The 24,437-nt window shown below is 74.4% G+C and carries 19 protein-coding genes and 1 pseudogene; 11 read left to right on the top strand and 9 right to left on the bottom strand.

The window, feature by feature from the left end:
* Positions 1-74 precede the first annotated feature (74 nt).
* On the top strand, positions 75-1,265 hold the full coding sequence (locus ACIRVF_RS32445) for a nucleotide disphospho-sugar-binding domain-containing protein (RefSeq protein WP_402825839.1): 1,191 nt from the start codon (positions 75-77) through the stop codon (positions 1,263-1,265).
* Positions 1,262-2,551: a nucleotide disphospho-sugar-binding domain-containing protein gene (locus tag ACIRVF_RS32440; protein ID WP_402825836.1), complete on the top strand. Its 1,290-nt coding sequence runs from the start codon at positions 1,262-1,264 to the stop codon at positions 2,549-2,551. The genes ACIRVF_RS32445 and ACIRVF_RS32440 overlap by 4 nt, the downstream gene beginning before the upstream one ends.
* 26 nt (positions 2,552-2,577) lie before the next feature.
* Here the strand turns inward: ACIRVF_RS32440 and ACIRVF_RS32435 are convergent.
* The 8 genes and pseudogenes from ACIRVF_RS32435 to fabG all read right to left on the bottom strand — a co-directional run.
* Positions 2,578-3,867: pseudogene (locus ACIRVF_RS32435) on the bottom strand (PH domain-containing protein); the annotation flags it as partial.
* Between the two features lie 53 nt (positions 3,868-3,920).
* The gene (locus ACIRVF_RS32430) at positions 3,921-4,424 is read right to left on the bottom strand and encodes a PH domain-containing protein (protein ID WP_402825833.1); all 504 of its coding nucleotides are present in this window, start codon (positions 4,422-4,424) and stop codon (positions 3,921-3,923) included.
* Positions 4,417-5,631: a nucleotide disphospho-sugar-binding domain-containing protein gene (locus tag ACIRVF_RS32425; protein ID WP_402825830.1), complete on the bottom strand. Its 1,215-nt coding sequence runs from the start codon at positions 5,629-5,631 to the stop codon at positions 4,417-4,419. The genes ACIRVF_RS32430 and ACIRVF_RS32425 overlap by 8 nt, the downstream gene beginning before the upstream one ends.
* A gap of 45 nt (positions 5,632-5,676) precedes the next feature.
* The gene (locus tag ACIRVF_RS32420; RefSeq protein WP_402825827.1) at positions 5,677-6,711 is read right to left on the bottom strand and encodes a Gfo/Idh/MocA family protein; all 1,035 of its coding nucleotides are present in this window, start codon (positions 6,709-6,711) and stop codon (positions 5,677-5,679) included.
* 41 nt (positions 6,712-6,752) lie between these two features.
* The gene (locus tag ACIRVF_RS32415) at positions 6,753-7,520 is read right to left on the bottom strand and encodes an SDR family oxidoreductase (protein WP_402825824.1); all 768 of its coding nucleotides are present in this window, start codon (positions 7,518-7,520) and stop codon (positions 6,753-6,755) included.
* Positions 7,517-9,427 (bottom strand): AMP-binding protein, encoded by a 1,911-nt coding sequence (locus tag ACIRVF_RS32410; RefSeq protein WP_402825821.1) that lies wholly within the window; start codon positions 9,425-9,427, stop codon positions 7,517-7,519. Before ACIRVF_RS32410 ends, ACIRVF_RS32415 begins: the two co-directional genes overlap by 4 nt.
* The gene (locus ACIRVF_RS32405; protein WP_402825818.1) at positions 9,420-10,337 is read right to left on the bottom strand and encodes an aromatase/cyclase; all 918 of its coding nucleotides are present in this window, start codon (positions 10,335-10,337) and stop codon (positions 9,420-9,422) included. Before ACIRVF_RS32405 ends, ACIRVF_RS32410 begins: the two co-directional genes overlap by 8 nt.
* Before the next feature lie 81 nt (positions 10,338-10,418).
* On the bottom strand, positions 10,419-11,204 hold the full coding sequence (gene fabG / locus ACIRVF_RS32400; RefSeq protein ID WP_402825816.1) for a 3-oxoacyl-ACP reductase FabG: 786 nt from the start codon (positions 11,202-11,204) through the stop codon (positions 10,419-10,421).
* A 425-nt stretch (positions 11,205-11,629) separates the two neighbouring features.
* Between fabG and ACIRVF_RS32395 the strand changes: the two genes are divergently transcribed.
* The 5 genes from ACIRVF_RS32395 (at position 11,630) to ACIRVF_RS32375 (ending at position 17,258) form a co-directional block, all read left to right on the top strand.
* A complete protein-coding gene (locus ACIRVF_RS32395; RefSeq protein ID WP_402825813.1) occupies positions 11,630-12,433 on the top strand; it encodes a BTAD domain-containing putative transcriptional regulator in 804 nt (267 codons plus the stop codon).
* 234 nt (positions 12,434-12,667) lie between these two features.
* Positions 12,668-13,933, top strand: a complete 1,266-nt coding sequence (locus tag ACIRVF_RS32390; RefSeq protein ID WP_402825810.1) for a beta-ketoacyl-[acyl-carrier-protein] synthase family protein — start codon at positions 12,668-12,670, stop codon at positions 13,931-13,933.
* Entirely contained in the window at positions 13,930-15,177 is a 1,248-nt protein-coding gene (locus tag ACIRVF_RS32385; protein ID WP_402825808.1) for a beta-ketoacyl synthase N-terminal-like domain-containing protein, read from the top strand. Before ACIRVF_RS32390 ends, ACIRVF_RS32385 begins: the two co-directional genes overlap by 4 nt.
* Before the next feature lie 42 nt (positions 15,178-15,219).
* A complete protein-coding gene (locus ACIRVF_RS32380) occupies positions 15,220-16,473 on the top strand; it encodes an FAD-dependent monooxygenase (protein ID WP_402825805.1) in 1,254 nt (417 codons plus the stop codon).
* 5 nt (positions 16,474-16,478) lie between these two features.
* Positions 16,479-17,258, top strand: a complete 780-nt coding sequence (locus tag ACIRVF_RS32375) for a cyclase family protein (RefSeq protein WP_402825802.1) — start codon at positions 16,479-16,481, stop codon at positions 17,256-17,258.
* A gap of 36 nt (positions 17,259-17,294) precedes the next feature.
* Here ACIRVF_RS32375 and ACIRVF_RS32370 read toward each other — a convergent pair whose 3' ends face one another.
* On the bottom strand, positions 17,295-18,707 hold the full coding sequence (locus ACIRVF_RS32370) for a multicopper oxidase family protein (RefSeq protein ID WP_402825799.1): 1,413 nt from the start codon (positions 18,705-18,707) through the stop codon (positions 17,295-17,297).
* Positions 18,708-18,949: 242 nt separating this feature from the next.
* Between ACIRVF_RS32370 and ACIRVF_RS32365 the strand changes: the two genes are divergently transcribed.
* Genes ACIRVF_RS32365 through ACIRVF_RS32350 form a run of 4 tightly spaced genes read left to right on the top strand, consistent with a single transcriptional unit; the run spans position 18,950 to position 24,385 of the window.
* Complete coding sequence (locus ACIRVF_RS32365) at positions 18,950-19,990, top strand: methyltransferase (protein ID WP_402825796.1); 1,041 nt, start codon at positions 18,950-18,952, stop codon at positions 19,988-19,990.
* A 26-nt stretch (positions 19,991-20,016) separates the two neighbouring features.
* Positions 20,017-20,466: a nuclear transport factor 2 family protein gene (locus tag ACIRVF_RS32360; protein WP_402825794.1), complete on the top strand. Its 450-nt coding sequence runs from the start codon at positions 20,017-20,019 to the stop codon at positions 20,464-20,466.
* Positions 20,450-23,602, top strand: a complete 3,153-nt coding sequence (locus ACIRVF_RS32355) for an amino acid adenylation domain-containing protein (RefSeq protein WP_402825792.1) — start codon at positions 20,450-20,452, stop codon at positions 23,600-23,602. The genes ACIRVF_RS32360 and ACIRVF_RS32355 overlap by 17 nt, the downstream gene beginning before the upstream one ends.
* Before the next feature lie 12 nt (positions 23,603-23,614).
* On the top strand, positions 23,615-24,385 hold the full coding sequence (locus tag ACIRVF_RS32350; RefSeq protein ID WP_402825789.1) for an alpha/beta fold hydrolase: 771 nt from the start codon (positions 23,615-23,617) through the stop codon (positions 24,383-24,385).
* Positions 24,386-24,437 lie beyond the last annotated feature (52 nt).

The raw sequence follows: 24,437 nt of genomic DNA, 5'->3' as shown, positions 1-24,437 counted from the left end.
GAACGGGCGCCCCGACACTGGTCGCCGAAACGGGCGGCCCGGGGGCCGCCCGTCCGGACCGACGAGGAGGCCCCATGCGGGTGCTGTTCATGGCCACACCGGTATCCAGTCACTTCACCCCGATGGTCCCGCTGGCGTGGGCACTGCGCAGCCGCGGTCACGAGGTGCTGGTCCTGGGGCAGCCGGACGTCGTCGAGGCCGCGCTCGCCGCCGGGCTGACCGCGGTCGAGGTCGGTGACCGCTTCGACGCCGTCGAGGCGCTCACCGCCCGGCTGCCCGCCGGGAAGCGGCCCAACCAGGCCGGGCGCGCGCAGACCACGGACGCGTCCCCGTTCACGCTCGTCATGCCGTGGATCATGCACGCCCGCTACCTGATGAAGCAGTACCTGGAGTTCGCCTCGCGGTGGCGGCCGGACCTGGTCGTCAGCGACCCGATGGAGTTCAGCGCCCTGCTGGTCGGCGGGGTGCTCGGGGTCCCCGTGGTGCACCACCGCTGGGACATCGACCCGTTGGGCGAGCAGCCGCTGGAGATGGCGCGGCAGATGCTCGGCGCCCGGTTCGCCCGGCACGGTCTGAGCGGTGAACTGCCCGGCCCGGACCTGGTGCTGGACTCCTGCCCGCCCTCGTTGCGCGGCCCCGAACCGGCCGGCGGGCGGGCCCCGGTGCGCTCGCTGCGGTACGTCCCGTACAACGGGGCGGGGACCCTGCCGCGGTGGGTCGCGGAGCCGGCCGGGCAGCGCCGGGTGGTGGTGAGCCTGGGCGGGCTGACCGCGGCCCTCAACGGTGTCCCGCTGTTCCGCTCGGTGGTCGACGCCCTGGAGGCGCTGCCCGGGGTCAGCCCGGTGGTGACGCTGCCGGCGGCCTACCACGGCGACCTGGGGCCGGTGGGAGGGGCGACGAAGGTGGTCGAGCCGGTCCCGCTCAACCTGTTCCTGGACTCCGCCGCGGCCATCGTGCACCACGGCGGCACCGGCACCTCGCTCACCGCGTGCGCGTTCGGGCTGCCCCAGCTGGTCCTGCCGCAGATCGGCAACGAGTCGCTGTGGGCCGCCCGGCTGCGGGACCACGGGCTGGCCAGGGAACTCACCGACCCGGACGCCCAGGACGACCCGGCGGCGGTGCGGGAGGCGGTGCGCGAGCTGCTGGAGGACCCCTCCTACGCGGCGACCGCGCGCAAGCTGGCCGAGGAGATGGCCGCGCTGCCCGAACCCGCGGCGCTGGCAGCCGAGTTGGAGCGGTTCCAGGAAGGCCGGGCGGCGCGATGAGGATTCTGGTCACCGCCCTGGCCCCGAGCCACCTGCTGTGCATGGTGCCGCTGGCGTGGGCCGCCCGGGCGGCCGGGCACGAGGTGCTGGTCGCCGGGCGCGCCGAGGTGGTCCGGGCCGCCGAACGGGCCGGGCTGTGCGCGGCCGAGGTCGACGAGCTGGAGGTGGCCCCGCCCTCCCGGGGGCGGGCCGTCGAGGAGCCGGCGCTGCCGCGGATGGCCGAGGTGCTGGCGAAGGAGCAGCTGCGGGGCTTCGCCGGGCACCGCTGGGCCTCCGGGGGGCACCCCTGGCAGGTGCGGGTCGCCCGGGTGATCGACGGCTACCTGGCGGCCGCCCGCGCCTGGCGGCCGGACGTGGTGCTGTGCGACCCGATCGAGTTCGCCGGGCTGCTCACCGGGGCGGTGCTGGGCGTCCCGGTGGTCGTCCACCGGTGGGGCGGCCCGGACTCGATGAGTGCCGAGGCGATCACCCGGGCCCGCGGCATCCTCGGGGAGTTGGCGGCCGGGCTCGGCCTGGCCGGGGGGATCCCGGCGCCGGCGGCCGTCCTGGACCCCTGCCCGCCGAGCCTGCGGCTCGACCCGGCCACGGTGGTGCGGCCGATGCGTTTCGTGCCCTACAACGGGCCGCAGCCGGTGCCGGACTGGGTGCACGCGCCGGGCTCCGCACGCCGGATCGTCGTCGGCTTCGGGGTGTTCGGCAGCCGGGCCGCCGTGGCGGGCGCCGACTTCGTCACCGGTGGGGACCTGCTGGCGCGGCTGGGGGCGATCGGCGAGGCGTTGCGGCCGTGGTCGGGCCACGAGGTGGTGATGGCCGTGCCGCAGCGGGTGCGGGACGCGCTCGGGCCGCTGCCCGAGTGGATCCGGGTGGTCGAACGGGCCCCGCTGGACGCCCTGTTCGCCCGCTGTGACCTCGTGGTGCACCACGGCGGCACCGGGACGGCGATGACCGCCTGCGCCCGGGGGGTGCCCCAGCTGCTGCTGCCGCCGGAGCACCCCGCGCTGCTCGACTGCGCCCGGGGCCTTGAGCGCGGCGGGGTGGGCCGGGTCCTGGAGGGCGCGGCGGCGACCGATCCGCAGGCCCTGCGGGCCGAGGCCGGGCTGCTGCTGGAGGGGCCGGAGCACCGAGCCCGGGCGCTCCTGCTCGCCGGGGAGGTGGCGGCTCAGCCCGCGCCCGCGGAGCTGGTGTCGGTGCTGGAGGGGGTCGCCGGCGGTTCCAGGAACGGTTCGAGCAGTCCCGGCAGCACCTCCCGCACCAGGGCCACGGCGTCCTGGGCGCCGAGGTCGTAGAGCCGGCAGCGGCCGCGGCCGGCGGCGGTGGTGGCGGTCAGGGTGACCAGGCGGGCCCGCCGCTGGAACGGCGAGGAGCGCAGCCGCACGCCCACGATCCCCTCCCGCGACAGTGCCCAGCGCCGCCGGACCAGCACCCCCGAGCGGCCGACCAGGTAACGCCCGGACACCGCGTGGCCGAGGCCGCGGTACCCGTCGGCGGCCGTCAGGGCCGCGAGCGGGAACAGCGCGAGCACCAGTGGCCACGGCCAGGTCGGGGCCAGGTGGGTGGCGGCGGCCGCGGTGAACAGCGCGGCGGCGGCCGTGCTCGCGGCCGCGGCCCGGACCGTGCGCCGGCGCCGTGCCCGGCGCGGGTGGGGTGTGAGGGGGCAGTCCACCGGGGCCGGGGTGCGCAGCACGTCGGCGGCGACCCGGCGCACCACGGCCGCGGGTGCGGACGGGACGAGCAGGGCTCCGCTCCGCCGGCCGCGCAGGCCGCTGGTGAGGGCGAGGCAGCGGGCTCCGCCGACGGCGCGCACCGGCAGTGTCTGGGCGATCTCCACGCCGCGGATCTGGCGTTCCTTGAGGGTGACGGTCCGTGCGGTGAGCAGGCCGTGGGTGGTCTGCAGGGTGGCGTCGGGCAGGCGGAGCAGCCGGAAGTCGCCGAACATCACGACGTAGAAGGCGGTGGAGGCCGCGGTGGTGGCCAGCAGGGCGGCCGCGGTGGCCTCCAGCAGGCCGGTCCAGGGGTGGGGGCCGCTGAGGCGGTGGGCGAGGGCGTGGGCGGGGCCGGTGAGCCAGCGGTCGAGGCGGGCCTCGTGCAGGATGGCGGCGCACAGGCCGAGCAGGACCGGGCCGCCGACGTTCAGCGGTGCGTAGCGCATCCACTCGGTGTGGGCCCGGACGAGTTCGGCGTGGTCGGTGGGCCGGGCCGCGACGGGGAACAGCTGTGCGCGCAGCCGGGCGGCCTGGGCCGTGCTCAGGGCGTCCAGTTCGAGCCGGTCCTCGCGCTTGGGTTCGCGGCTGCCGGTGCCGATCTCGACCCGGGCGAGGCCCAGGAGGCGGTGCAGCGGGTGCGCGGTGACGTCGACGGTGCGGATCCGGTCCAGGGGGACCCTGGTGAGCCGGCGCTGCAGCAGGCCGCGGCGCAGCTGTACCTGGCCGTCGGCGATGCGGAACTCGGTGGTGTACCAGCGGGCGGGGCCGAGCAGGACGGCGCCGGCGGTGGCGAGCAGCGACCATTTCTGGCCGCTGCCGGTGGTGGCTCCGATCACCAGGGTCGCCACCAGCAGCGGCAGGGCGCGCAGGAGTTCGTGCAGGGGGTGGACCAGCAGCATCCTGGGGTGCAGCCGGTGCCAGGAGGAGAGGGGTTCGCGGGGCCGGTCGGCGCTCACGTGGCATCGTCCTTCGTGGTGCGGACGCGTTCGGTCAGTTCCACGACGATCCGCCGGGCGGTCTCCTCGCCGAGTCCTTGGATGGTCAGCGGTCCCGCCGCGGAGGCGGTGGTGACGGTGACGTTGGTGAGGCGGAAGAGCTGTTCCAGCGGGCCGCGGGTGCTGTCGATGGTCTGGATCCGTGACAGGGGGGCGATCCGGCGGTCCTGCACGGCCCATCCGGTCTGGGTGTAGAGGGCGTGCGGTGCGCTCTCCCAGCGGTGGACCCGGTAGCGCCACCGGGGCATGACGGTGCTGTGGAGCGCTGCGGCGAGGGTGGTGGCGGCGAGGGCCCACAGGTGTGCGGTGGCCCGGGTGGCGTCGTCGAGGACGAGCCAGAGGGCTTCGGCCGCGAGTACGGCCAGCCAGCCGGTGGCGGCGCGGACGGTCCAGTAGGCGACGGCGCGGGGGTCGACGCGGTGCTCGGGCGGGCGCAGCCGCGGGGTGCTCTGCTCACCCATGGGCCGTCCCGGCCTTGGCCGCGATGTCCTCCAGGAGGGGTACGACGGCGGCGGGCAGCGGTTGTTGCTCGATGTCCTGGCGCAGTTGGCGGGTGCCCTCGCGGTAGGTGGCGTCGGTGAGGAGTGCGGCCACGTGGTCGCGTACGGCCTGGTGGTCGACCGCGTCCTGCGGCAGGTGCCGTCCGGCGTCCACGGCGACCAGGCGCTCGACGTTGAAGCGGCCCTCCGGGATCTTGGTGATGCCCAGTTGGGGGACGCCGTGGGCGGCGGCGGTCATCATCATGCCGGTGCCGCCGGTGTGCACGATGGCCGAGCAGCTCTGGATCAGGGTGCTCAGCGGCACCCAGTCCACCGTCGTCACGTTGTCGGGCAGGTGGCCTAGGTGGCGGCGGTGTGCGGGTTCCATGGCGCCGACGGTGAGGATCACCTCGGCGTCGAGGGAGGCGACGCTGCGGGCGATGTCGCCGAAGAGTTCGATGATGCCGGTTCCGAGTTTCTTCTGCTGGGAGGTGCCCCAGGAGACCAGGACCCGGGGGCGGTCGGGCCGGGCGCGCAGCCAGTCGGGTTCGGTGCCGGGGCCGTTGTAGGGGATGTAGCGCATCGGTAGGCGGTTGATCTCCCGTTGGCCGGGCCAGCGCAGGGTGGCGGGGCAGGGGTCGATCCAGGCCTCGGGGTCCAGCAGTGGTTCGACTCCCCAGCGGGTGAACAGGTCCAGGTAGCCGGTGCGGTGCTGGGTGCCGACCCAGTCCTTGATGTCGAGCCTGAGCAGGCGGGCCAGGCCGTACAGGTGGCTGACGGTGGGGATGCCGAGGACCTGTGCGGCGACCGGGCCGGCGAAGGTCACGGGGTCGTGCACGATGAGGTCGGGGCGCCAGGTGCGGGCGTAGTCGACGAGTCCGTCGACCATGTGCTCGCACACGCTGAACTGCTTGGCGGCCAGTTGGTCGGTGACCCGCATCCAGACGGCGTTGTCCGGTTCGTCCTCGGCGGCGGGCTTGGGGACGAAGGTCCCGGCCCGGTACCAGGAGTCGGCGTCGATGTCCCGGCCGACCGAGACGCCCGGCAGGCCCGACTCGTGGACGGTGTCCATCAGCGAGGGGGTGCTGGCGAAGCGCACCTCGTGCCCGGCGTTCAGGCATGCCCAGGCGAGCGGCACCATCGGGTAGAAGTGCGGTCGGGCGGCGTAGGCGGTGAACAGGACGCGCATGCGGGTTCTCCAGGGTCGGGGGGTGGGGCGGGCCGGGCCGGGCGGTCAGGAGCCGAGGCGTCGGACGGCGTCGACGAGCCGGGCGTGCGGCACGATGTCGTCCATGCGGTGGCCGTTGCCGGGCGGCAGGTCGTCGGCGCCGTCCAGGGCGGCGCGGGCGAAGGCGCCCACCACCCGGGCGAACTGGTCGTCCGCGGCGAGCGGGTGTTCCTCGACGCGGTCCGGCAGTTCGAGGCGGGCCACCGGCCGGTGGTCGGGGGGTGGGGTGAAGGCCCGGTCGAGGGTGATCCGGCCGCTGCTGCCCCAGAGTTCGTACGAGCAGCGGTAGGCGTTGTCGATGCCGAAGGTGAGTTGGGCGGTGCGGCCGTCGGGGGTGCGCAGCAGGGCCGCGCCGGTGGTGTCGAGCGTCGTGCCCGGGTCGTGGCGCAGTACGGCGCCGGTGACGTGGAGGTCGTCGCCGAGGAAGAGTTCGGCGGCCCGGATCGGGTAGCCGGCCACGTCGAGGAGGGCTCCGCCGCCGAGTTCGCTCCGGTTGCGGATGTCCTCGGGCGGCAGGCGGGGGATGGTGAAGGCGGCGGAGAACGCGCGCAGTTCGCCGATGGCGCCGTCGGCGAGCAGTTTGCGGACCTGCTCGTGCTGGCCGTGGTGGGTGAACATGTAGTTCTCCACCAGGAGCAGTCCCCGCGAGCGGGCCAGGGCGACCAGCCGCTCGGCGGTGTCGGCGTCCGTGGCGAGCGGTTTCTCGGCGAGGACGTGTTTGCCCGCGCGCAGGGCGGCCTCGATCCAGTGGGCGTGCAGGGCGGCGGGCAGCGGGATGTACACGGCGTCGATGGCGTCGTCGGCGAGCAGGTGCTCGTAGCCGTGCACGGCGCGGCAGCCGAAGTGTTCGGCGAAGCGGTGGGCCTTGTCCGGTTCCCGGCTGGCCACCGCGACCAGGCGCACCAGTGGTTCGGCGACGGCGGCGGGCAGGGTGCGCCGCCAGGCGATGCTCGCGCAGCCGATGACGCCGAGGCCGAGCCTTCTGGCGGGTGCGCGGTCCCGGTTCTCGTGCGGGGGCGTTCCGGTCCGCTTTCCGTCCATCTCCCTTTCGCCTTCCTGTCGTTGTCCCGGGGTGGGCGTGTCTAGGTTCCGAGTCCGAAGCCGCCGTCCGCCGTGACGATCTGGCCGCGCAGCCAGTGGGCCTCGTCGGTGCACAGCAGGGCCACGATGTCGGCGATGTCGGCGGGGACGGTGAGCCGGCCGGCCGGGGTCCTCCTGGCGAGTGCGGCGGCCGCCTCGGTGTCGGTGGTGCCCGGTCCCTTGTCCAGCTTGGCGGTGGAGACCGCGTTGACGGCGATGCCGTGCGGGCCGAGTTCGACGGCCAGGTAGCGCACCAGGGCTTCCAGGGCGGCCTTGGCCGTGCCCAGGCTGACGTACCGGGGGACCACCCGGTGGGCGCCCGAGCTGGACACGGCGATCACGCGGCCGTGCTCGCCCATCAGGGCGGGCAGCAGCGGGGCGGCGGTGAGCAGGGGTTCGAGGGCCACGGCCAGGTCGTCGCGCAGGGCGTCGAAGTCGGCGGCGGCCGTGCTCATGGGTGTCCAGCTGGCGGCGTTGTGCACCAGGAGGTCGAGCCGGCCGTGTTCGCGGCGCACCGCTTCCAGCAGGTCGGGTACGGCCGTGCGCTCGCGCAGGTCGGCCCGGACGGCGGTGGCCGTGCCCTTGAGCCCGGCCAGGGAGTCGAGGGCCTGCGCGGCCCGGGTGTCGTCGTGCCGGTAGTTGAGCACCACGTCGCAGCCGCAGGCGCACAGTTTGCGGGCGATGGCGAGTCCGAGGCCCCGGGTGGCGCCGGTGACCAGGGCGACCCGGCCCTCCAGGCCCAGTGTGCTGCCGCCGCCGGGCCCGCTCACGCCTGCCCCGGTTCGAGGGCGAGCAGCACCTGGCCCATCTGCGGTTCGACGTCGGCCAGTTGAGCGAAGCGGCCCAGGTGTCCGCGGAACTCGTCGGACTGGAGCACGGCGAGGTAGGCGGCGGTGTCCTGCCACCAGCCGATGTTGAGGTACACCTCGGGGGTGCGTGCGGAGCGGATCATCTGGGCGCGCTGGAAGCCGGGTTGGCGGCGCATGAACTCGGCGTGCTCCTTGAAGGCCTGCTCGAACTCGGCGGGGTCGGCCTTGACGGTGAACTTGGTGACGGCGACGGCGGTGCGGTCCGATCCGGTCACTGGGGTACCTCCGTGGTGGGGCGGGACGGCGTCCCGGCGGTGGGTGAAGCGCTCGCGCAGGTCCCTGCGCTGGATCTTGCCGTTGGCCGAGCGGGGGACGGATTCCACCGCCTGGGCGGCGCGCACGTGCTGGTAGTACGGGAGCCGGGCGTTGACGGCGGCCAGGACGGCGTCGGTGCCGGCGGCCGGGTCGCGCAGCACCACCAGGGCCGCGGCGACGGCGCCGCTGACCGGGTCGGGGACGTCGAAGACGGCGCAGTCCGCGACGTCCGGGTGGGCGCGCAGTTCCTTCTCCACCTCCGAGGGCGACACCAGGTAGTTGTCGCACTTGAAGACGTCCTTGATCCGGTCGACCAGGAAGAGGTAGCCGTCCTGGTCGAGGTGGCCGACGTCCCCGGTGGACAGCCAGCCCTCGGGGTCCAGCGGGGACTGCCCGCGCAGGTAGCCGCGCATCACCTGGGGGCCGCGGACCTGGACCTCGCCGCGCTGCCCGGGCGGCAGGGCGGTGGCGGTGCCGGGGGTGACGATCCGGCACTCGGTGCCGCGGACGACCGGTCCCACCGATCCGGGCCGCGGGTGCAGCGGGCCGTCGGAGTGGGTCAGCGGCGAGGTCTCGGCGAGCCCGTACCCCTGGAAGACGGGGACGCCGAAGTGGCGGCGCAGGACCTCGGCGGCGTCGGCGGGCAGCGCCGCTCCGCCGGAGGCGATCATCCGGGTGGTGGTGAGGCGCAGTTCGGGCAGCCGGGGGTCGGCCGCCAGGCGGATCAGGCGCATCGGGATGCTGTAGTAGTGCGTGGCCCGGTGGCGGTTGGCGGCCCGGACGGCCTCGGCGGGGTCGCCGTCCGTGCACAGCACCTGGGTGGCGCCGGCGTGCAGGGCGGAGTTCAGGTGCATCAGGTGGTACTTGGGCAGGTGGTTGAGCACCACCGAGTCGGCGTCCAGGTGGTGGGCCTCGGCGACCTGGGCGGCGTTCACCAGCAGGTTGCGGTGGGTGAGGACGGCGGCCTTCGGCGGGCCGGTGGTGCCGCTGGTGAACTGCAGGCAGGCGACGTCGCCCGGTGGCGCCGGCTCGCCGGGTTCCCCGTCCGGCCCCTGCCCGTCGCTCCCCTCTGCCTCGGTCCCCTCTGCCTCGGTCCCCGGTGCGTCCGGCCACTCGTCGCCCACCACGAGGGTGGCGACCAGGTCGGGCAGTTCGTCGCGCACCGACTCCAGCTCGGCGAGGATCGCCGGGGTGACGACGGCCAGCCGGGCCCGGGAGACGCCCAGCAGGTGCCGCAGTTCGCCCGCGCGCAGCAGCGGGTTCAGCGGGACGACGACGTTGCCGCTGCGCACGATCCCGTGGAAGGCGACGGCGAAGGCCGGGTCCAGCGGCGAGGCCAGGGCGACCGGGGCGCCCGCCGCGCCCAGCGCGGAGCGCACGGCGGCCGCGCAGCGGGTGGCGGCCTCGTCGAGTTCGCGGAAGGTGAGTTCCGTGTGGTCGCCGCGCACGGCCGTGCGGTCCCCGTGGCGGCGGGCGGCTCGGGTGAGCAGACCGTCCAGGCGGTGCGGCGGCCCGCCGGGCGCCGTGGCGCGGGCCGCGCCCGGCTCAGGCACGGGTGCCCCCCTCGACGTGGGCCTTGGCGAGGTTGAGGGTGGCCAGGCTGTTGGTCCCCAGCGCCTTGCGCACGGCCGCGCGCGCGTCCGCGACGCTCGCCCGGGGGCCCAGCAGGTCCGGCACGGTGCGGGGGTTGATGGCCACCGTGTGCCGGGAGGTGGCGCGCACCAGCCCGTCCTCGGTGCGGTGGAAGGTCCACTCGCCGGTGTGGGCCGTCATGATGGGCGGCACCCTGGTCTGCTTGTAGACGATGCGACCGGGCTCGAAGCAGACCCGCACCGATTCCGTGGTGTGCACGGTGCCGTCCGGGGCGCGGGTGTCCATGGACATCAGCTGCAGGCCCGGCACGGTCTCGGTCAGGCCCAGCCGGGAGACGTGCGGCAGCCGTTCGGGCCACAGGTCGCAGCGCGCGATGAAGGAGTAGACCTCGTCGGCGGGGCCGTCGACGGTGACGGCGTCCTCGAAGGTGAGGAGCAGTTCGCCCGCCTCGCGGTGCGCCTCGGCGGCGGCCTTCAGGGCGGCGAGTTCCGCGAGGCTGTTGCGGTCGACGGCCGTCTCGATCCAGTCCAGCCCGTCCGGGTCGTCGTCCACGGCCGCGAAGTCGTGGGTGAGGACCACGGTGCAGGTTCCGTCGGGGCCGGGGGTGACCTGCCAGGTGCCGCCCATCGTGGCCACCGGGGGCTGGGAGACCTCCTGGCGGAAGGCGATCCGGCGCTGCGCCCGGTCGAGTTCGCGGCGCGAGGTCCAGGTCCTCACCTCGCCGTTGGCCAGCGCCCAGAGCCGGATCCGCTCCCGGTCCTCGCCGGCCGGTTCGCGCTCGGCGTGCACGGTGGGCCCGAACAGCCGTGGCCAGCCCGTGACATCGGCGAGCAGGTCGTACGTGACGTCGGCCGGCGCTGCGACCGACACCGTGTGTTCCGCGAAGTGCGTCTTCGGCTGTGACACCGTTCCTCTTTTCCCTCGTGTTCGCCGGACCCAGGGCTCGTCCGGTCAGTAGTTGCCCAGCCCGCCGCAGACGTTGAGCGCCTGTGCGGTGATCGGCGCGGCGGTCTCCGCGGTCAGGTAGGCGACCAGGGCCGCGACTTCCTCGGGGGTGCTGTAGCGGCCGAGGGGGATCTTCGCCTCGAAGCGGCTGAGCACCTCGTCCTCGGTGACCCCCCAGTGGTCCGCGTAGCCGGCCCGCACCCGCTGCGCCATCGGGGTCTCGACGTAGCCCGGGCACACGGCGTTGACGGTGATGCCGGTCTTGGCCAGCTCGTTGCCGAGCGCCTTGGTGAAGCCGATGACGCCGTGCTTGGATGCCGAGTAGGGGGCGCCCAGGACCACACCCTGCTTGCCGCCGGTGGAGGCGATGTTGATGATCCGGCCCCAGGACCTGTCCCGCAGCCCGCCCGCGTTCAGCACCTCCCGGGTGACCAGGAAGACGCTGTTGAGGTTGGTCTCGATGACGTCGTACCAGACCTCGTCCGTCAGGTCGGCGGTGACGCCGCCGCCGTTGCGGCCGGCGTTGTTGACGAGGATGTCGACGGGGCCGAACCGCTCGACGGCGGAGCGGACCAGGGCCGCCACCTCCTCGCGCGAGCGCACGTCGCAGGCGGCGCCGTCCACCTCCAGCCCCTCAGAGGCCAGTTGGTCCACCGTCTCGGCCACGGCGCCACCGTCGCGGGCGCAGATGAAGACCCGGGCACCGGCGCCGGCCAGTGCGCGGGTCACGGCCAGGCCGATGCCGCGGGTCGCCCCGGTGACCAGGGCCACCCGGCGCTGTTCATTAGTCATGCCGGGAGCCTGGCAATCGGGCTTCGAGCAAGGATCGATGCGCGGCCGAGTGCGGCTGGACGCCCCGGCGAAAGGAATCCCTTTCCCCCGCCAATGCCGGACTGAAACCGCTGCTCCGTTTTTTTGGCGGAACGTATCGCCGTTCGAGAGCCGCTATAGGATCGTTAGCGTTCCTGCTGACTTCTACTGGAACTCGTGTACTGTTGAAGTACATGAGTCAACTCCCGTACTGGGCGGGAGGGATCGAGTTCGGAGTGGCCGGCTCGACCGCGCGCCCCACCGCGCAGGATGCCCGGGCCCGTCGATTCAAAGGGCATCTCAACCACAAGTAAAGAACTATCAAAGGAGTAGTTTTCGCGAACTTTCCAGCTGTCCGTCACCAGTTGGATCGAGAGACTCAGAGAATGATTTCCCGGGGGAAGAGCATGCTTCTGAAAGAGTCCGCGAACGCCGTCCACCCACTGCATGACCTCAAGTTCAGAGTGCTCGGCCCCCTGGAGGTCAGCCACCACGACTCCAGCTGCACCCCGAGTGCGCCGAAGGTGCGCAGCGTCCTCGCGCTCCTGATTATGCGCGCGAACCACGTGGTCGACACGACTTCCATCATCGAGGAACTCTGGGGAGAACACCCCCCGCGCAGCGCCATCACCACCGCGCAGACGTACATCTATCATCTGCGCCGCCTCTTCAATCGCGAGATCGGCCGGCACGCGGACGAACTCTTCATCACCCGCCCGCCCGGCTACGCCCTGCAGATCCGGCCCGGCCAAACCGACCTGGACGACTTCGTCCGTCTCACCAGGAAAGGCCGGCAGCTGCTCTGCGAGAACCGGCCCGCCGAGGCCGCGCAGGCATTGCAGTCGGCGCTCCAGCTGTGGCGCGGCCCGGCTCTCGCGAATGTCTCGCCGGGGCGGCTCCTGGAGGGCAGCGTCGCCCACCTGGAGGAGGAGCGCGTCCACGCGATCCAGCTGCGGATCGAGGCGGACCTGCAGTTGGGGAGCCACCGCGAACTCATCGCCGAACTGCGGTCGCTGGTCGCGCAGTACCCGCTCAACGAGTGGTTCCACGGCAAGCTCATCCTGGCGCTGAGCCGTTCCGGCCGGCGCAGCGAGTCGCTGCAGGCGTACCAGACGGTACGTCACATCCTGGACCAGGAGCTCGGGTTGGCCCCCTCCCCCGAGCTGCAGCAGCTGCAGCACGAGGTCCTGTCCCTGGGGACCCGCCGGTAGCCCGCCGGTAGCCCGCCGGTAGCCCGCCGGTACGGGCGTTCGAACGGCGCTCGACCGGTGACGCCCACGATGGCGTCAGGCATACGGAAGTCGCCGCCCTCGCCCGCCCCCCGCCCGGCCCCCGCCGGGCGGGCGGCGCCGCGCGCCCTCCCGGCGAAGGCCCCCAGCCCCCCACCGCCGGGAGAGCGGGCCGCGCGACCCGAACACAGGAGAGATCAGTTTGGAGACCACATCATGAGCCGGCGGGTCGTCATCACCGGGCTGGGGGTCATCGCGCCCGGGGGGATCGGCGTCAAGGAGTTCTGGTCGCTGCTCAGCGACGGACGCACCGCCACCCGCCCCATCTCGCTGTTCGACGCCTCCGCCTTCCGCACCCGCATCGCGGCCGAGTGCGACTTCGACCCCGCGGCCCACGGGTTCACCGCCGAGGAGGCCCGACAGCTGGACCGCGCCGCCCAGTTCGCGCTGGTCGCCGCCGAGGAGGCGCTCGGCGCCAGCGGGCTCGACCCCGAGCTCGACCCCCTGCGCACGGGGGTGTCGCTCGGCAGCGCCGTCGGCTGCACCACCGGCCTGGACCGCGAGTACGCCGAGGTCAGCGGGCGGGGCAGCCGCTGGGAGGTCGACCACACCAAGGCGGTGCCGTGGCTGCACGACTACTTCGTGCCCAGCTCGATGGCCGCGACGCTGGCCCGGCGGGTCGGGGCCCGGGGCCCGGTGTCGCTGATCTCCACCGGGTGCACCTCGGGGCTCGACGCGGTGGGCCACGCCGTGGAACTGATCCGCGAGGGCTCGGCGGACGTCATGGTCACCGGCGCGACCGAGGCGCCGATCTCCCCCATCACGGTCGCCTGCTTCGACGCGATCCGCGCCACCTCGCCGCGCAACGACGAGGCCGCGACCGCCTCGCGCCCCTTCGACCGCACCCGCAACGGCTTCGTCCTCGGCGAGGGCGCCGCCGTCCTCGTCCTGGAGGAACTCGACCACGCCCTGCGGCGCGGCGCCCACGTCCACGCGGAGATCACCGGCTTCGCCAGCCGCGCCAACGCCTTCCACATGACCGGCCTGCGGCCGGACGGCAGGGAGATGGCCGAGGCGATCCGCACGGCCATGCGCGAGGCCGGGGCCGAGCCGGGCGACGTCGACTACGTCAACGCGCACGGCTCCGGCACCAAGCAGAACGACCGCCACGAGACCGCCGCCTTCAAACTCGCCCTGGGCGAGCACGCCTACCGCGCCCCGGTGAGCTCCATCAAGTCGATGATCGGCCACTCGCTCGGCGCGATCGGCTCGCTGGAGATCGCCGCCTGCGCGCTCGCCATCGAGAACAACCTCATCCCCCCGACCGCCAACCTCCACGAACCCGACCCCGAGTGCGACCTCGACTACACCCCCCTGGTGGCGCGCGGCGCGCGGGTCGACACCGTGCTCACGGTCGGCAGCGGGTTCGGCGGCTTCCAGAGCGCGATGGTGCTCGCCGCCCCCGGCAAGGCCCTCGGATGAGCGCCCGCACCGCCCCCGAGTCGGCCACCGCCCCGACCGCGACCACCGCCCCCGTGGTCACCGGGATCGGGGTCGTCGCCCCCAACGGCCTGGGCACCGAGGCCTGGTGGCAGGCCGTACGGCGCGGCGAGAACGGCATCGGCCCGATCACCCGCTTCGACGCGAGCGGCTACCCCGCCCGGCTGGCCGGCGAGGTGACCGGCTTCGACGACGAGGCGAACGTGCCCAGCCGGCTGCTCCCGCAGACCGACCGGATGACCAGGCTGGCCCTGTTCGCGGCGGCCGAGGCGCTCGCCGACGCCCGGATCGACGCCGCCTCCCTGCCCGACTACGCGGCCGGCGTCGTCACCGCCAGCTCGGCGGGCGGGTTCGAGTTCGGGCAGCGCGAGTTGCAGGCGCTGTGGAGCAAGGGCAGCAGCCACGTCAGCGTCTACCAGTCCTTCGCCTGGTTCTACGCCGTGAACAGCGGCCAGATCTCCATCCGCCACCAGTTCCGCGGCCCCAGCGGCGTGGTCGTCAGCGGCGACGCCGGCGGCCTGGACGCGGTCGCCCAGGCCCGCCGGCACGTGCGCAAGGGCACCCGGCTGATGGTCAGCGGCGGCGTCGACTCCGCCCTGTGCCCGTGGGGGTGGACGGCCCAGCTGGCCGGCGGCGACCTGAGCGCCGACGACCGCCCCGACGCCGCCTACCGGCCGTTCGCCGCGCGGCCCGGCGGGCAGGTGGCCGGCGAGGGCGGAGCCCTGCTGGTCCTGGAGGACGCCCGGGCGGCCCGGGCCCGCGGCGCGCGCGTCTACGGTGCGGTGACCGGCTGCGCGGCCGCCTTCGACCCGGCCGGCGGCGCGGACGCGCTGCGGCGCGCCGCCGGGAACGCCCTGGCCGACGCGGGGATCGGCCCCGAGCAGGTGGGCGCGGTCTTCGCGGACGCCGCCGCCCTGCCCGGGGCCGACCGCGCGGAGGCCACCGCCCTGCGGCAGCTGTTCGGGCCCCACGGCGTCCCGGTGACCGCCCCCAAGACCATGACCGGCCGGCTCGCCGCCGGCAGCGGCGCCCTGGACCTGGCGGGCGCCCTGCTGGCCCTGCGCGACCAGCTGGTGCCGCCCACGGTGCACACCACGGCGGCGCCCGAGCACACCCTCGACCTGGTGGTCGGCGCGCCCAGGCCGGCCGCGCTGCGCCACGTCCTGGTCCTCGCCCGCGGCCGCGGCGGCTTCCACTCCGCCTGCGTGGTGAGTTCCGCCGGCTGAGCGCCGCCCTCGCCCGCCGCCCCTCCCTCCTCTGGAGCCGCCATGACGGAACACCGCCTTGCCGACGTGTGCGTGGTCGGCGCGGGCCCGGCCGGCCTCGCGCTGTCGCTGATGCTGCTGCGCTCCGGCCTGCGGGTCGCCCTGTTCGAACGCTCCTCCGCACTGCACCGCGAGTACCGCGGCGAGATCCTGCAGCCCGGCGGCATGGCGGTGCTCGACGCGCTGGGCGTGCTGTCCGGGGCCCGCGCGCGCGGCTGCCGCCCCCACGACGGCTTCCAGCTCCTGGACGGCACCCGCACCCTGCTGGACATCGACTACCGCCGGCTGGACCCGCCGTTCGACCACCTGCTCGCGATCCCCCAGCCGCACGTCCTGGAGGAACTGCTGGCCGCCTGCCGCAGCCTGCCGTCCTTCGAGTACTTCGGGGGCCACCGGGTCACCGAACTCCTGCGCGAGGACGGCCGGTTCGCCGGCGTGACCGGGGTCGACGGCACCGGCGGGCGCCGCACCGTACGGGCCAGGGTCGTGGTCGGCGCCGACGGGCGGTACTCCAAGACCAGACGGCTCGCCGGCATCGACGGCGGCCGGATGGACGTCTTCGACCAGGACGTGGCCTGGTTCAGGCTGCGGGCACCGGGCGTGGCCGTCGACCGGGTGCGGGTCCACCGCCACCACGGGCAGGCCCTCCTGTCGTACGGCTCCCACCCCGACCAGGTGCAGATCGGCTGGACCGTGCCGCACGGCGGCTGGAAGGCCGTCACCGCCCGCGGCATCGAGCCGGTCAAGCGCGAACTGGCCCGCGCCCTGCCCCGGTTCGCCGACCTCGTCGAGGAGCAGCTCACCGCGCTGTCCGACCTGTCGCTGCTGGACGTCTTCGCCGGCCGCGCCACCAGCTGGGTGCGCGAGGGGCTGGTCCTCCTCGGCGACGCCGCGCACACCCACAGCCCGCTCGGCGCCCAGGGCATCAACCTGGCCCTGCAGGACGCCGCCGTGCTGCACCCGGTCCTGCTCGACGCGCTGAGCGACCCCGTCCCGGACGACCGCGCGCTCGACCGCTTCACCGAGCTGCGCTCCGCCGACGTCGGAGCGGTGTTCCGCTTCCAGGTCGCCCAGTCCAAGGCCATGCTCGGCCGGCCGAACCCGGTGGCGGACACCGTGCGCCCGGTGCTCGCCCGGCTGGTCTCCCGCACGCCGCTGGGCGGGTTCCTCACCCGGCGGATCGCCCACGGCCGCACCCCGGTGCGGGTGCGCACCGAGCTCTTCACCCACGCCCAGCCCACCAGAACGGGGACCTGACCACGATGCGCATCATCGATCTCTCCTGCCCTGTCGACGCGCAGGCCTGGGAGCCCGACCCGGTCGTCCACCGGATCCTCACCCCCGCCGAGGGCGCCCGGCACATGGCCGACGAGATGAGGAAGCACTTCGGCGTCGACTTCGACCCGGCCGCGCTGCCGGGCGGCGAGCTGCTGTCCCTGGACACCTTCACCCTGACCAGCCACACCGGCACCCACGTGGACGCCCCGGCCCACTACGGGTCGGCGGCCGTGACCGAGTACGGCGAGCCGCGCACCGTCGACGAACTGCCCCTGGACTGGTTCCTGCGCCCCGCCGTCGTCCTCGACCTGCGGGACCAGCCCACCGGGGCCGTCGGCGTGCCGGTCCTGGAGAAGGCGATCGCCCGGGCCGGCCACCGCCCGCGGCCGCTGGACATCGTGGTCCTGCACACCGGGGCCTGGCGCCACGCCGGCACCCAGCGCTACTTCACCGACTTCACCGGACTGACCGGGGAGGCCGTGGACTTCCTGCTCGACCTGGGCGTGAAGGTCATCGGCACCGACGCCTTCAGCCTCGACGCGCCCTTCGGGGACATGATCCGCCGCTACCAGGAGAGCGCCGACCCCGGCGTGCTGTGGCCCGCCCACTTCGCCGGGCGCCGGCGCGAGTACTGCCAGATCGAGCGGCTGCACAACCTCGACGCCCTGCCCGCGGCGCACGGCTTCCGGCTGTCCTGCCTGCCCGTCAAACTGGCCCGCTCGGGTGCCGGCTGGGCCAGGGCCGTCGCCCTGCTCGACGATTGACCCCGGCCCGGCGCCGCACGCCCGGCCCGGTCCGGCCTACCGGCTGATCTCCATCTGGCCCATCATGCCCAGCGAGGAGTGCCCCATCATGTGGCAGTGGTAGACGTAGCGCCCGGGGTAGTCGGTGAAGCGGACCTGGAGGCGCACCGTGTCCCCCGGCATCATCCCGACGGTGTCCTTCAGGCCCGCCTCCTCGGGCGCCGGCGGCTGCCCGTTGCGGTCCAGCACCCGGAACTGCGCCAGGTGGGTGTGGAAGGTGTGGGCCATCGCGTAGGCGTCCGCGGGGACCGTCACGGTCCAGACCTCCTCCACCCCGAGCCGGGGGGTGATGTCGATCCGGTCCATGTCGAACTCCTTGCCGTTGATCAGGTACCGGTCGTGGAGCAGGTCCGAGGTCATCGTGAAGGTGCGCTCCACCTGCGGGCGGCCCGGCTCGGGCAGCGGCCGCAGGCGCTCGGGGACCCGGCTGGGGTCGGCTGCCCGGTGCGTCACGTCGAACCGCATGACCTCCGCGCTCTCGCCCGGGTACGGGGCCAGGTTCTCCAGCACGACCTGCTGCCCGGGCCGGCGCGTCCCGAAGTCCACCACGATCTCGGCCCGTTCCGCCGGCCACAGCGCCACCGCCGTGGTCCGCACGGGGGCGGGCAGCAGCCCTCCGTCGGAGGCGATCTGGGTGAACTCGGCGCCGTCCGCCAGCCGCAGCGCGAGCACCCGGTCGTTCGAGGAGTTCACCAGCCGCAGGCGGTACCTGCGCGCCGCGACCGGCAGGTACGGCCTGGCCACCCCGTTGACCATCAGGGTTGCGCGCGCGGCCATCGCGTGGACGTCGTAGACCAGTGAGCCGTCGGCCGCCAGGGCCGCGTCGCGGAACATCAGCGGGATGTCGTAGCGGCCCCTGGGCAGCGGCAGGCGCTCCTCCTCCTCGTCGGTGAGCAGGTAGGTGCCGGACAGCCCCCGGTAGAGGTTCTCCGCCTCCAGCATGTGGGCGTGGTCGTGGTACCAGAGCGTGGCCCCCGGCTGGTCGTTGGGGTAGTAGTACGTGCGGGCGGCGCCCGGTTCGATCAGGTCCATCGGGTGCCCGTCGCTGGGCTGGGGCACGTGGCCGCCGTGCAGGTGGACGGCCACCGGGTGGTCGAGCCGGTTCACCTGCTGGATCAGGACGGGCCGGCCGCGCACGGCGCGCACGGTGGGGCCGGGGAAGTGCCCGTCGAAGGTCCGCACCCTGGTCGTGACCCCCGGCAGGATCCGGGTGTCCGCCTCCCGCAGCGTCATCCGGTAGAGGTCGAAGCCGTCCGTGCGCAGCACCGGCTCGATCACCGGCGGGACCGGCAGCCGGACCACGAAGGGGTCGGGCGCGGGGGCGGCGGCGCGCACCGGTGGGGCGGCGGACAGTGCGCCCGCCACGCCTGCGGCCGCACCCGCCTTCAGCAGGACTCGCCGGGACAGCATGGGCACTCCTCGCGTTGCGGCCGGGCGCCGGCGCTCCGCGCGGGCCCCGGCGGTTCGGTTCGGGCCCGTCAGTGTCCGGGGCGGCGTTGGTCTTTGGCTCGAACGCCGGACGGGCCGGGCCGCGGGCCCCGATCCGTCCTTGAGCGTCGTGCGAAGCGGGCCGTCCAGGGTGGTCGCTGCGCGGGCCGGGCAGCAACGGCGTGAGGGCCGGCCCGTCCAGCCCGCAGACCTTCGGAGGAAGCATGCCCGAATCCCCCTCAGGCGGGGCGGCGATCGCGTTCGCACCGCTCATCTTCGGGGTTCTCACGTTCCAGGCGTACACCACCGCGGTGCGTCTGGGCGTGCCGGACGCCGTGGGCGACGAGCCCCGCACCGCCGCCGAGCTCGCGGCCGCGCTCGACGCCGACGAGACCAACCTGCACCGCCTGCTGCGCGCCCTGGTCGCGCTGGACGTGCTGCGCTACACCGAGGACGGGCGCTTCGCCCTCACCGCGGCCGGCGCCGAGCTGCGCGAGAGCGACGAGTCCGGGGCCCGGGGCCTGGTGGCCTTCTTCGGCGAGCCGCTGATGTGGCGGACCTTCGGGGCGCTGGAGGCCTCGATCCGCACCGGCGCGCCGGCCTTCACCGAGGTGACCGGCGAGGGCTTCTTCGACCACTTCGTCAAGGACCCTTCCTTCGCCCGCAGTTACCACCGCGGCATGCACTGGGGCACCGCCATGATGGCCCCGCTGCTGCAGATGGGCTACGACTGGGCCGCGAGCCGCCGGATCGTCGACGTCGGCGGTGGCGACGGCTCCCTGCTGACCGTCCTGCTGGGCGCCGCCCCGCAGGCCGAGGGCGTGGTCTTCGACAGCGCCGAGGCGCTGGAGGGCCTTGCGGCCTGTGCGCGGCGCGCGGGTGTCGCCGACCGGTGCACCGGTGAGGCCGGCGACTTCCTGACCGCCGTCCCGGCCGGGGGCGACGCCTACCTGCTGAAGAACGTCCTGCACGAGTGGGGCGACGCCGACTGCGTGCGCATCCTGCGCAACTGCCGCGAGGCGATGGCCGAGGACGGGAAGGTCCTGATCGTCGCCACCCTGCTGCCCGAGCCGGGAGCGGCCGACGACCCCTCGGCCTTCACCTACGCCGCGCTCAGCGACCTGCAGCTGATGTCGGCGAGCAACGGCGAGCGCACCCTGGCCGAGTACACCCGGCTGTGCGCCGAGGCCGGGCTGCGGGTCACCGGGGTGACCAAGGTCCCCTATCTGCCGAACGACAACGTCGTCGAGGCCGTTCTCTCCTGAGCCCCCGATCGAAAGGTAGGTCAACCGTGACCGGCTCACCGGCCGTGCAGGCCGCATCCACCGACACCGGGATCCACGCCGAGGTCCAGCAGTTCTACGCCCACCAGATGCAGCTCCTCGACCGCCGCGCGTGCGAGGAGTGGGCCGCCACCTTCACCCCGGACGGGGTGTTCGCCGCCAACGGCCTGCCCGCGCCGGTCCGGGGCCGGGAGGCGATCGCCGCGGCCGCCCGGGCCGCGGGCGAGCGGCTGGCCGCGGACGGGCTGGTGCACCGGCACTGGCTCGGGATGCTGACCGTCACCGCGGCGCCCGGCGGCGAGCTGTTCGCCCGCTCGTACGCGCTGGTGATCCAGATCCGGCTCGGCGGCACGAGCGAGATCCACCGCAGCACCGTCTGCGAGGACCGCCTGGTGCGCGCCGAGGACGGCTCGCTGCTCGTCCTCGACCGGAGGGTGACCCGTGACGACCTCGCCTGACCTGCTGGACCTGGCCCGTGAGGCGGTCGGCTCGCGCGCCGACGACGCCTTCCACGAGCGGGCCGCCGGGCACTCCTTCATCGAACTCGGCGGCGACTCGCTGAGCGCCGCGGCCCTGGTCGCCACCGCCGAGGACCGGCTCGCCCTCGCCCTGGACCTCGGGGAGCTGCTCGGCCTGGCCCCGCTGGCCGCGGTGCTGGCGGCGGCGGTCCCGGCCGCTGCCGCCGCGCCCGAGCAGCGCCCGGCGCCGCCCGCGGCCGGCGCGACCCGCCCCCTGCTCCCCGGGCAGGACACCATGCTGCTGACCCAGCAGTACACCGGCGGGACCTCCCTGCACATGGTGCTCGGCCTGGAGCTCCTCGGACCGCTGGACGTGCCCGTCCTGCACGGGGCGCTGCACCGGGTGGTGGCCCGGCACGACGCCCTGCGCACCGTCTTCGTCCCGGTCGAGGGGGGCTTCCGGCGCCGCATCCTGCCGGAGTGGCGCCCGCCGCTGGTGCGCCAGAGCGTGCGGGCGCCCGGCGGCGCCGACGCCGTCGAGACGGTCCAGCACCAGCTGGGCTCCACCAGCGACCAGTTCATCGAGCCCTTCACCCGCCCCGGGTACACCTTCGTGCTCACCGAGCTCGGCCCGGACCGCCACCTGCTGTCCTTCGTCCACCACGCCTCGCTGATCGACGGCTGGGGCATCGGCATGCTGTGGCGCGAACTGGCCGACACCTACGACCGGTTGCGCACCGGCGGCGAGGTCGACGAGCGGCCGGCCCCGTCCTCGGACCTGGTCCTGGAACGGACCGAGCGGCTGCGCGCCGACCTGCTCCAGCAGCAGCTGGACCGGCGCGTCGAGCAACTCGCGGACCTGCCCAAGGTGTTGGAGATCCCCAGCGACCGCACCCGGCCGGGTGTCTTCGACTTCCGCGGCGTGCGGCTCAGCTTCGACCTGAGCGACGCCGAGCGGGACGCCTGCGAGAAGCTGGCCGCGGACGCCGGGGTGACCAAGACCGTGGCGCTGTTCGCGGCCTGGGCGCTGACGCTCGGGCGCCGGGCGGGCGTGGACGAGCTCATCATGGGCACGGCCGCGGCGCGCAGGTCGAACCACCGTGTGCGCGCCACCATGGGGCCCTGCGCGGTCCTGATCCCGGTGGGCGTGCGCATGGACGGCGGCCAGTCGGTGGCCGAGTTCCTGCGCGCCACCTCCAAGTCGCTCGCCGAGGCGGTCGCGGCGATGGACGTGCCCTTCGGGGACCTGGTGATGCGCCTGGGCGGGATGCCGGAGAACAGCCGGGTCCCGCTGGTCCAGGTGGCGTTCTCCGGTCAGCACGACTTCATCCCGCACCGGCTGCGCACCAGCGAGCTCGAACTGCTCTCCCACCAGGGCCACTGCGGCGGGGCGTCGCTGGACGTCTCGCTCTACGTCCAGCGGTGGAGCGAGCGGCCGCGGATGGCCATGGAGTACGCCTCCTCGGTCCTGTCCCCCGTCGAGGCCGCGGAACTGGCCGCCTCCTTCCAGCAGGTCGTCACCGAGCTGGCCGCCGACCCCGACGCCCGGCTGCACACCGTGCGCGGCCTGACGCCGGGCCAGCGCGAGCGGGCCAGGGAGCTGGGCACCGGCGCCGAGGTGGACACCGGGCAGGGCCTGTGGCAGCTCTTCGAGCGCAGCGCGGCCGAGCACGCCGAGCTGACGGCCGTCGAGGAGCCCCACAGCGGCACCTGCCTCACCTACGCCCAGCTGCTGGCCGCCGCCGAGGCCCAGTCGGCCGTCCTGGCGGCGGCCGGGGTCGGGGCCGGCGACCACGTGGTGGTGGCGCTGCCGCGCTCGGTGGCCGAGGTCGTCGCGGTGCTCGCCACCCTGCGCCTGGGCGCGGCGTTCGTGTCGCTGAGCCCCGCCTACCCGCAGGCCGTCACCGCCTCCCTGCTCGAACGGCTCTCGCCCCGCGCGGTGATCGGCTCGGACGAGCGGGCCCGGATGCTGGTGCGGGCGGCCCCGGCGGGCTGCGCTCTGGTGGACCCCGACGCCCCCGCGGGCCGGGGGGTGCCGGCCGTCGCGGCGGCGCCGGCGGACCCGGACCGGATCGCCTACCTGAGCTTCACCTCCGGCTCGACCGGGCGCCCGAAGGCCGTCCGGGTCCCCCACCGCGGGGTGGTCCGCCTGGCCCTGGACCCCACCGCCTGGCGCAGCGGGCCCCAGGACCGCTTCCTGCGGCTGGCCCCGCTGTCCTTCGACGCCTCGACCCTGGAGCTGTTCGTGCCGCTCGCGGCGGGCAGCGCCATCGAGGTCTACCCGGAGGGCCCGGTGGGCCCCGCCGAGCTCGCCGACTTCCTGGTGCGGCACGAGGTGACGGTCATGTGGCTCACCGCGGGCCTGTTCCGGCTGGTCGCCGAGCACCGCCCGGGGGCCTTCGCCGCCGCCCGCCAGGTGATGGCGGGCGGCGACGTCGTCCCGGTCGAGCACGTGCGCTCCCTGCTCGAACGTTTCCCCGGGCTGCGGATCTCCAACGGCTACGGCCCGACCGAGAACACCTCGCTCACCACGGTCCACCACGTCGACGACGTGGCCTCCCTGGACGGGCCGCTGCCCGTCGGGCGGCCGGTGGCCGGCACCCGGGTGCTGGTCCTCGACCGGGACGGGGCACCGGTGCCCCCCGGGGGCGTCGGCGAACTGTACGCGGCGGGCGCCGGGTTGGCCGCGGACTACCTCGGCGACGAGCGGCAGACCCGGCAGGCGTTCGTCCCCGACGGGGAGGGCGGGCGGATGTACCGCACCGGTGACGTGGTGCGCTGGGACAGCGAGGGGCGGCTGCGCTTCCTCGGCCGCCGTGACCGGCAGGTGAAGGTCCGCGGCTACCGGGTGGAGCTGGACTCCGTTCGGGCCCGGCTGGCGGCGCACCCGAAGGTCCGCGACGCCGTCGTGGTGGCCGTCGGCGACGGCGCCGGGGCCCGCCGGATCCTCGCCGCCGTGGTCCCGGGGCCGGACGCGCCCGACCTCGCGGACCTGCGCCAGTTCGCCGCCGACGAGCTGCCGGCGTTCGCAATTCCCACGCGCTGGGCGGTCGTTGATACGTTTCCGGTGACAGCCAACGGCAAGATTGATGTCGCGGCTCTTGACGAGCTCGCCATGGCGACAGCACAGAACTGAAGGAGGCCGGAGATGGGTGCGTACATCACCGTGCGGGGTTTACGGCTCTACTACGAGGACCAGGGCCAGGGCGAGCCCGTGGTGCTCCTGCACGGCGGCGCCGTCACGGCGGAGAGCTGGGGCGGTCAGCTTCCCGCGCTGTCCGAGCACTACCGGGTGCTCGTGCCGGAGCGGCGTGGTCACGGCCGCACCCAGGACGTGGAAGGGCCCATCACCTACCAGCTGATGGCCGACGACATGGCCGCGTTCATCGAGGAGCTCGGGATCGGCCCGGCCCGGGTGGTCGGCTGGAGCGACGGCGGCATCGTCGCCCTCCACCTGGCCCTGCGCCGGCCGGATCTGGTCTCCAAGCTGGCCGTGATCAGTGCCGGGACGGACGAGGGCATCACCCAGAACACCCAGGCGCTGGTGGACGGGAGCGAGGAGAGCATCCAGGTCCTGACCCAGATGTTCTTCGCGCCGTACGAGATCCTCTCGCCGGACGGGCCGGAGCACTTCCCCGTGGTGCTGGACAAGTTGACCCGGATGTGGCGCCAGGGGCCCCAGCTGACGCTGGAGGACCTGCCGAAGATCACCGTGCCGGTGCTGGTGATGCAGGGCGACCGGGACGGCGTCGAGGTGGAGCACAGCGCCGCGATGGCCCGGGCCCTGCCGGACTCGCAGCTCGCCGTGCTGCCCGGCACCTCCCACGTCGCGCCGCTGGAGCGTCCCGACCTGGTGAACCGGATGCTGCTGGACTTCCTGACGGACGAGCAGCAGATGAGGGTCTTCCCGCTCAGCTAGGACCGTTGGGCCCGGGACCTCCACCCCCGGGGGCCGCCGCTTCCCCCCGAAG

The organism is Kitasatospora sp. NPDC101157 (assembly GCF_044768255.1).
Taxonomy (GTDB): Bacteria; Actinomycetota; Actinomycetes; order Streptomycetales; family Streptomycetaceae; genus Kitasatospora.
Note: the sequence above shows the minus strand (reverse complement) of the source record. Positions and strands in the feature narration are given on the sequence as shown.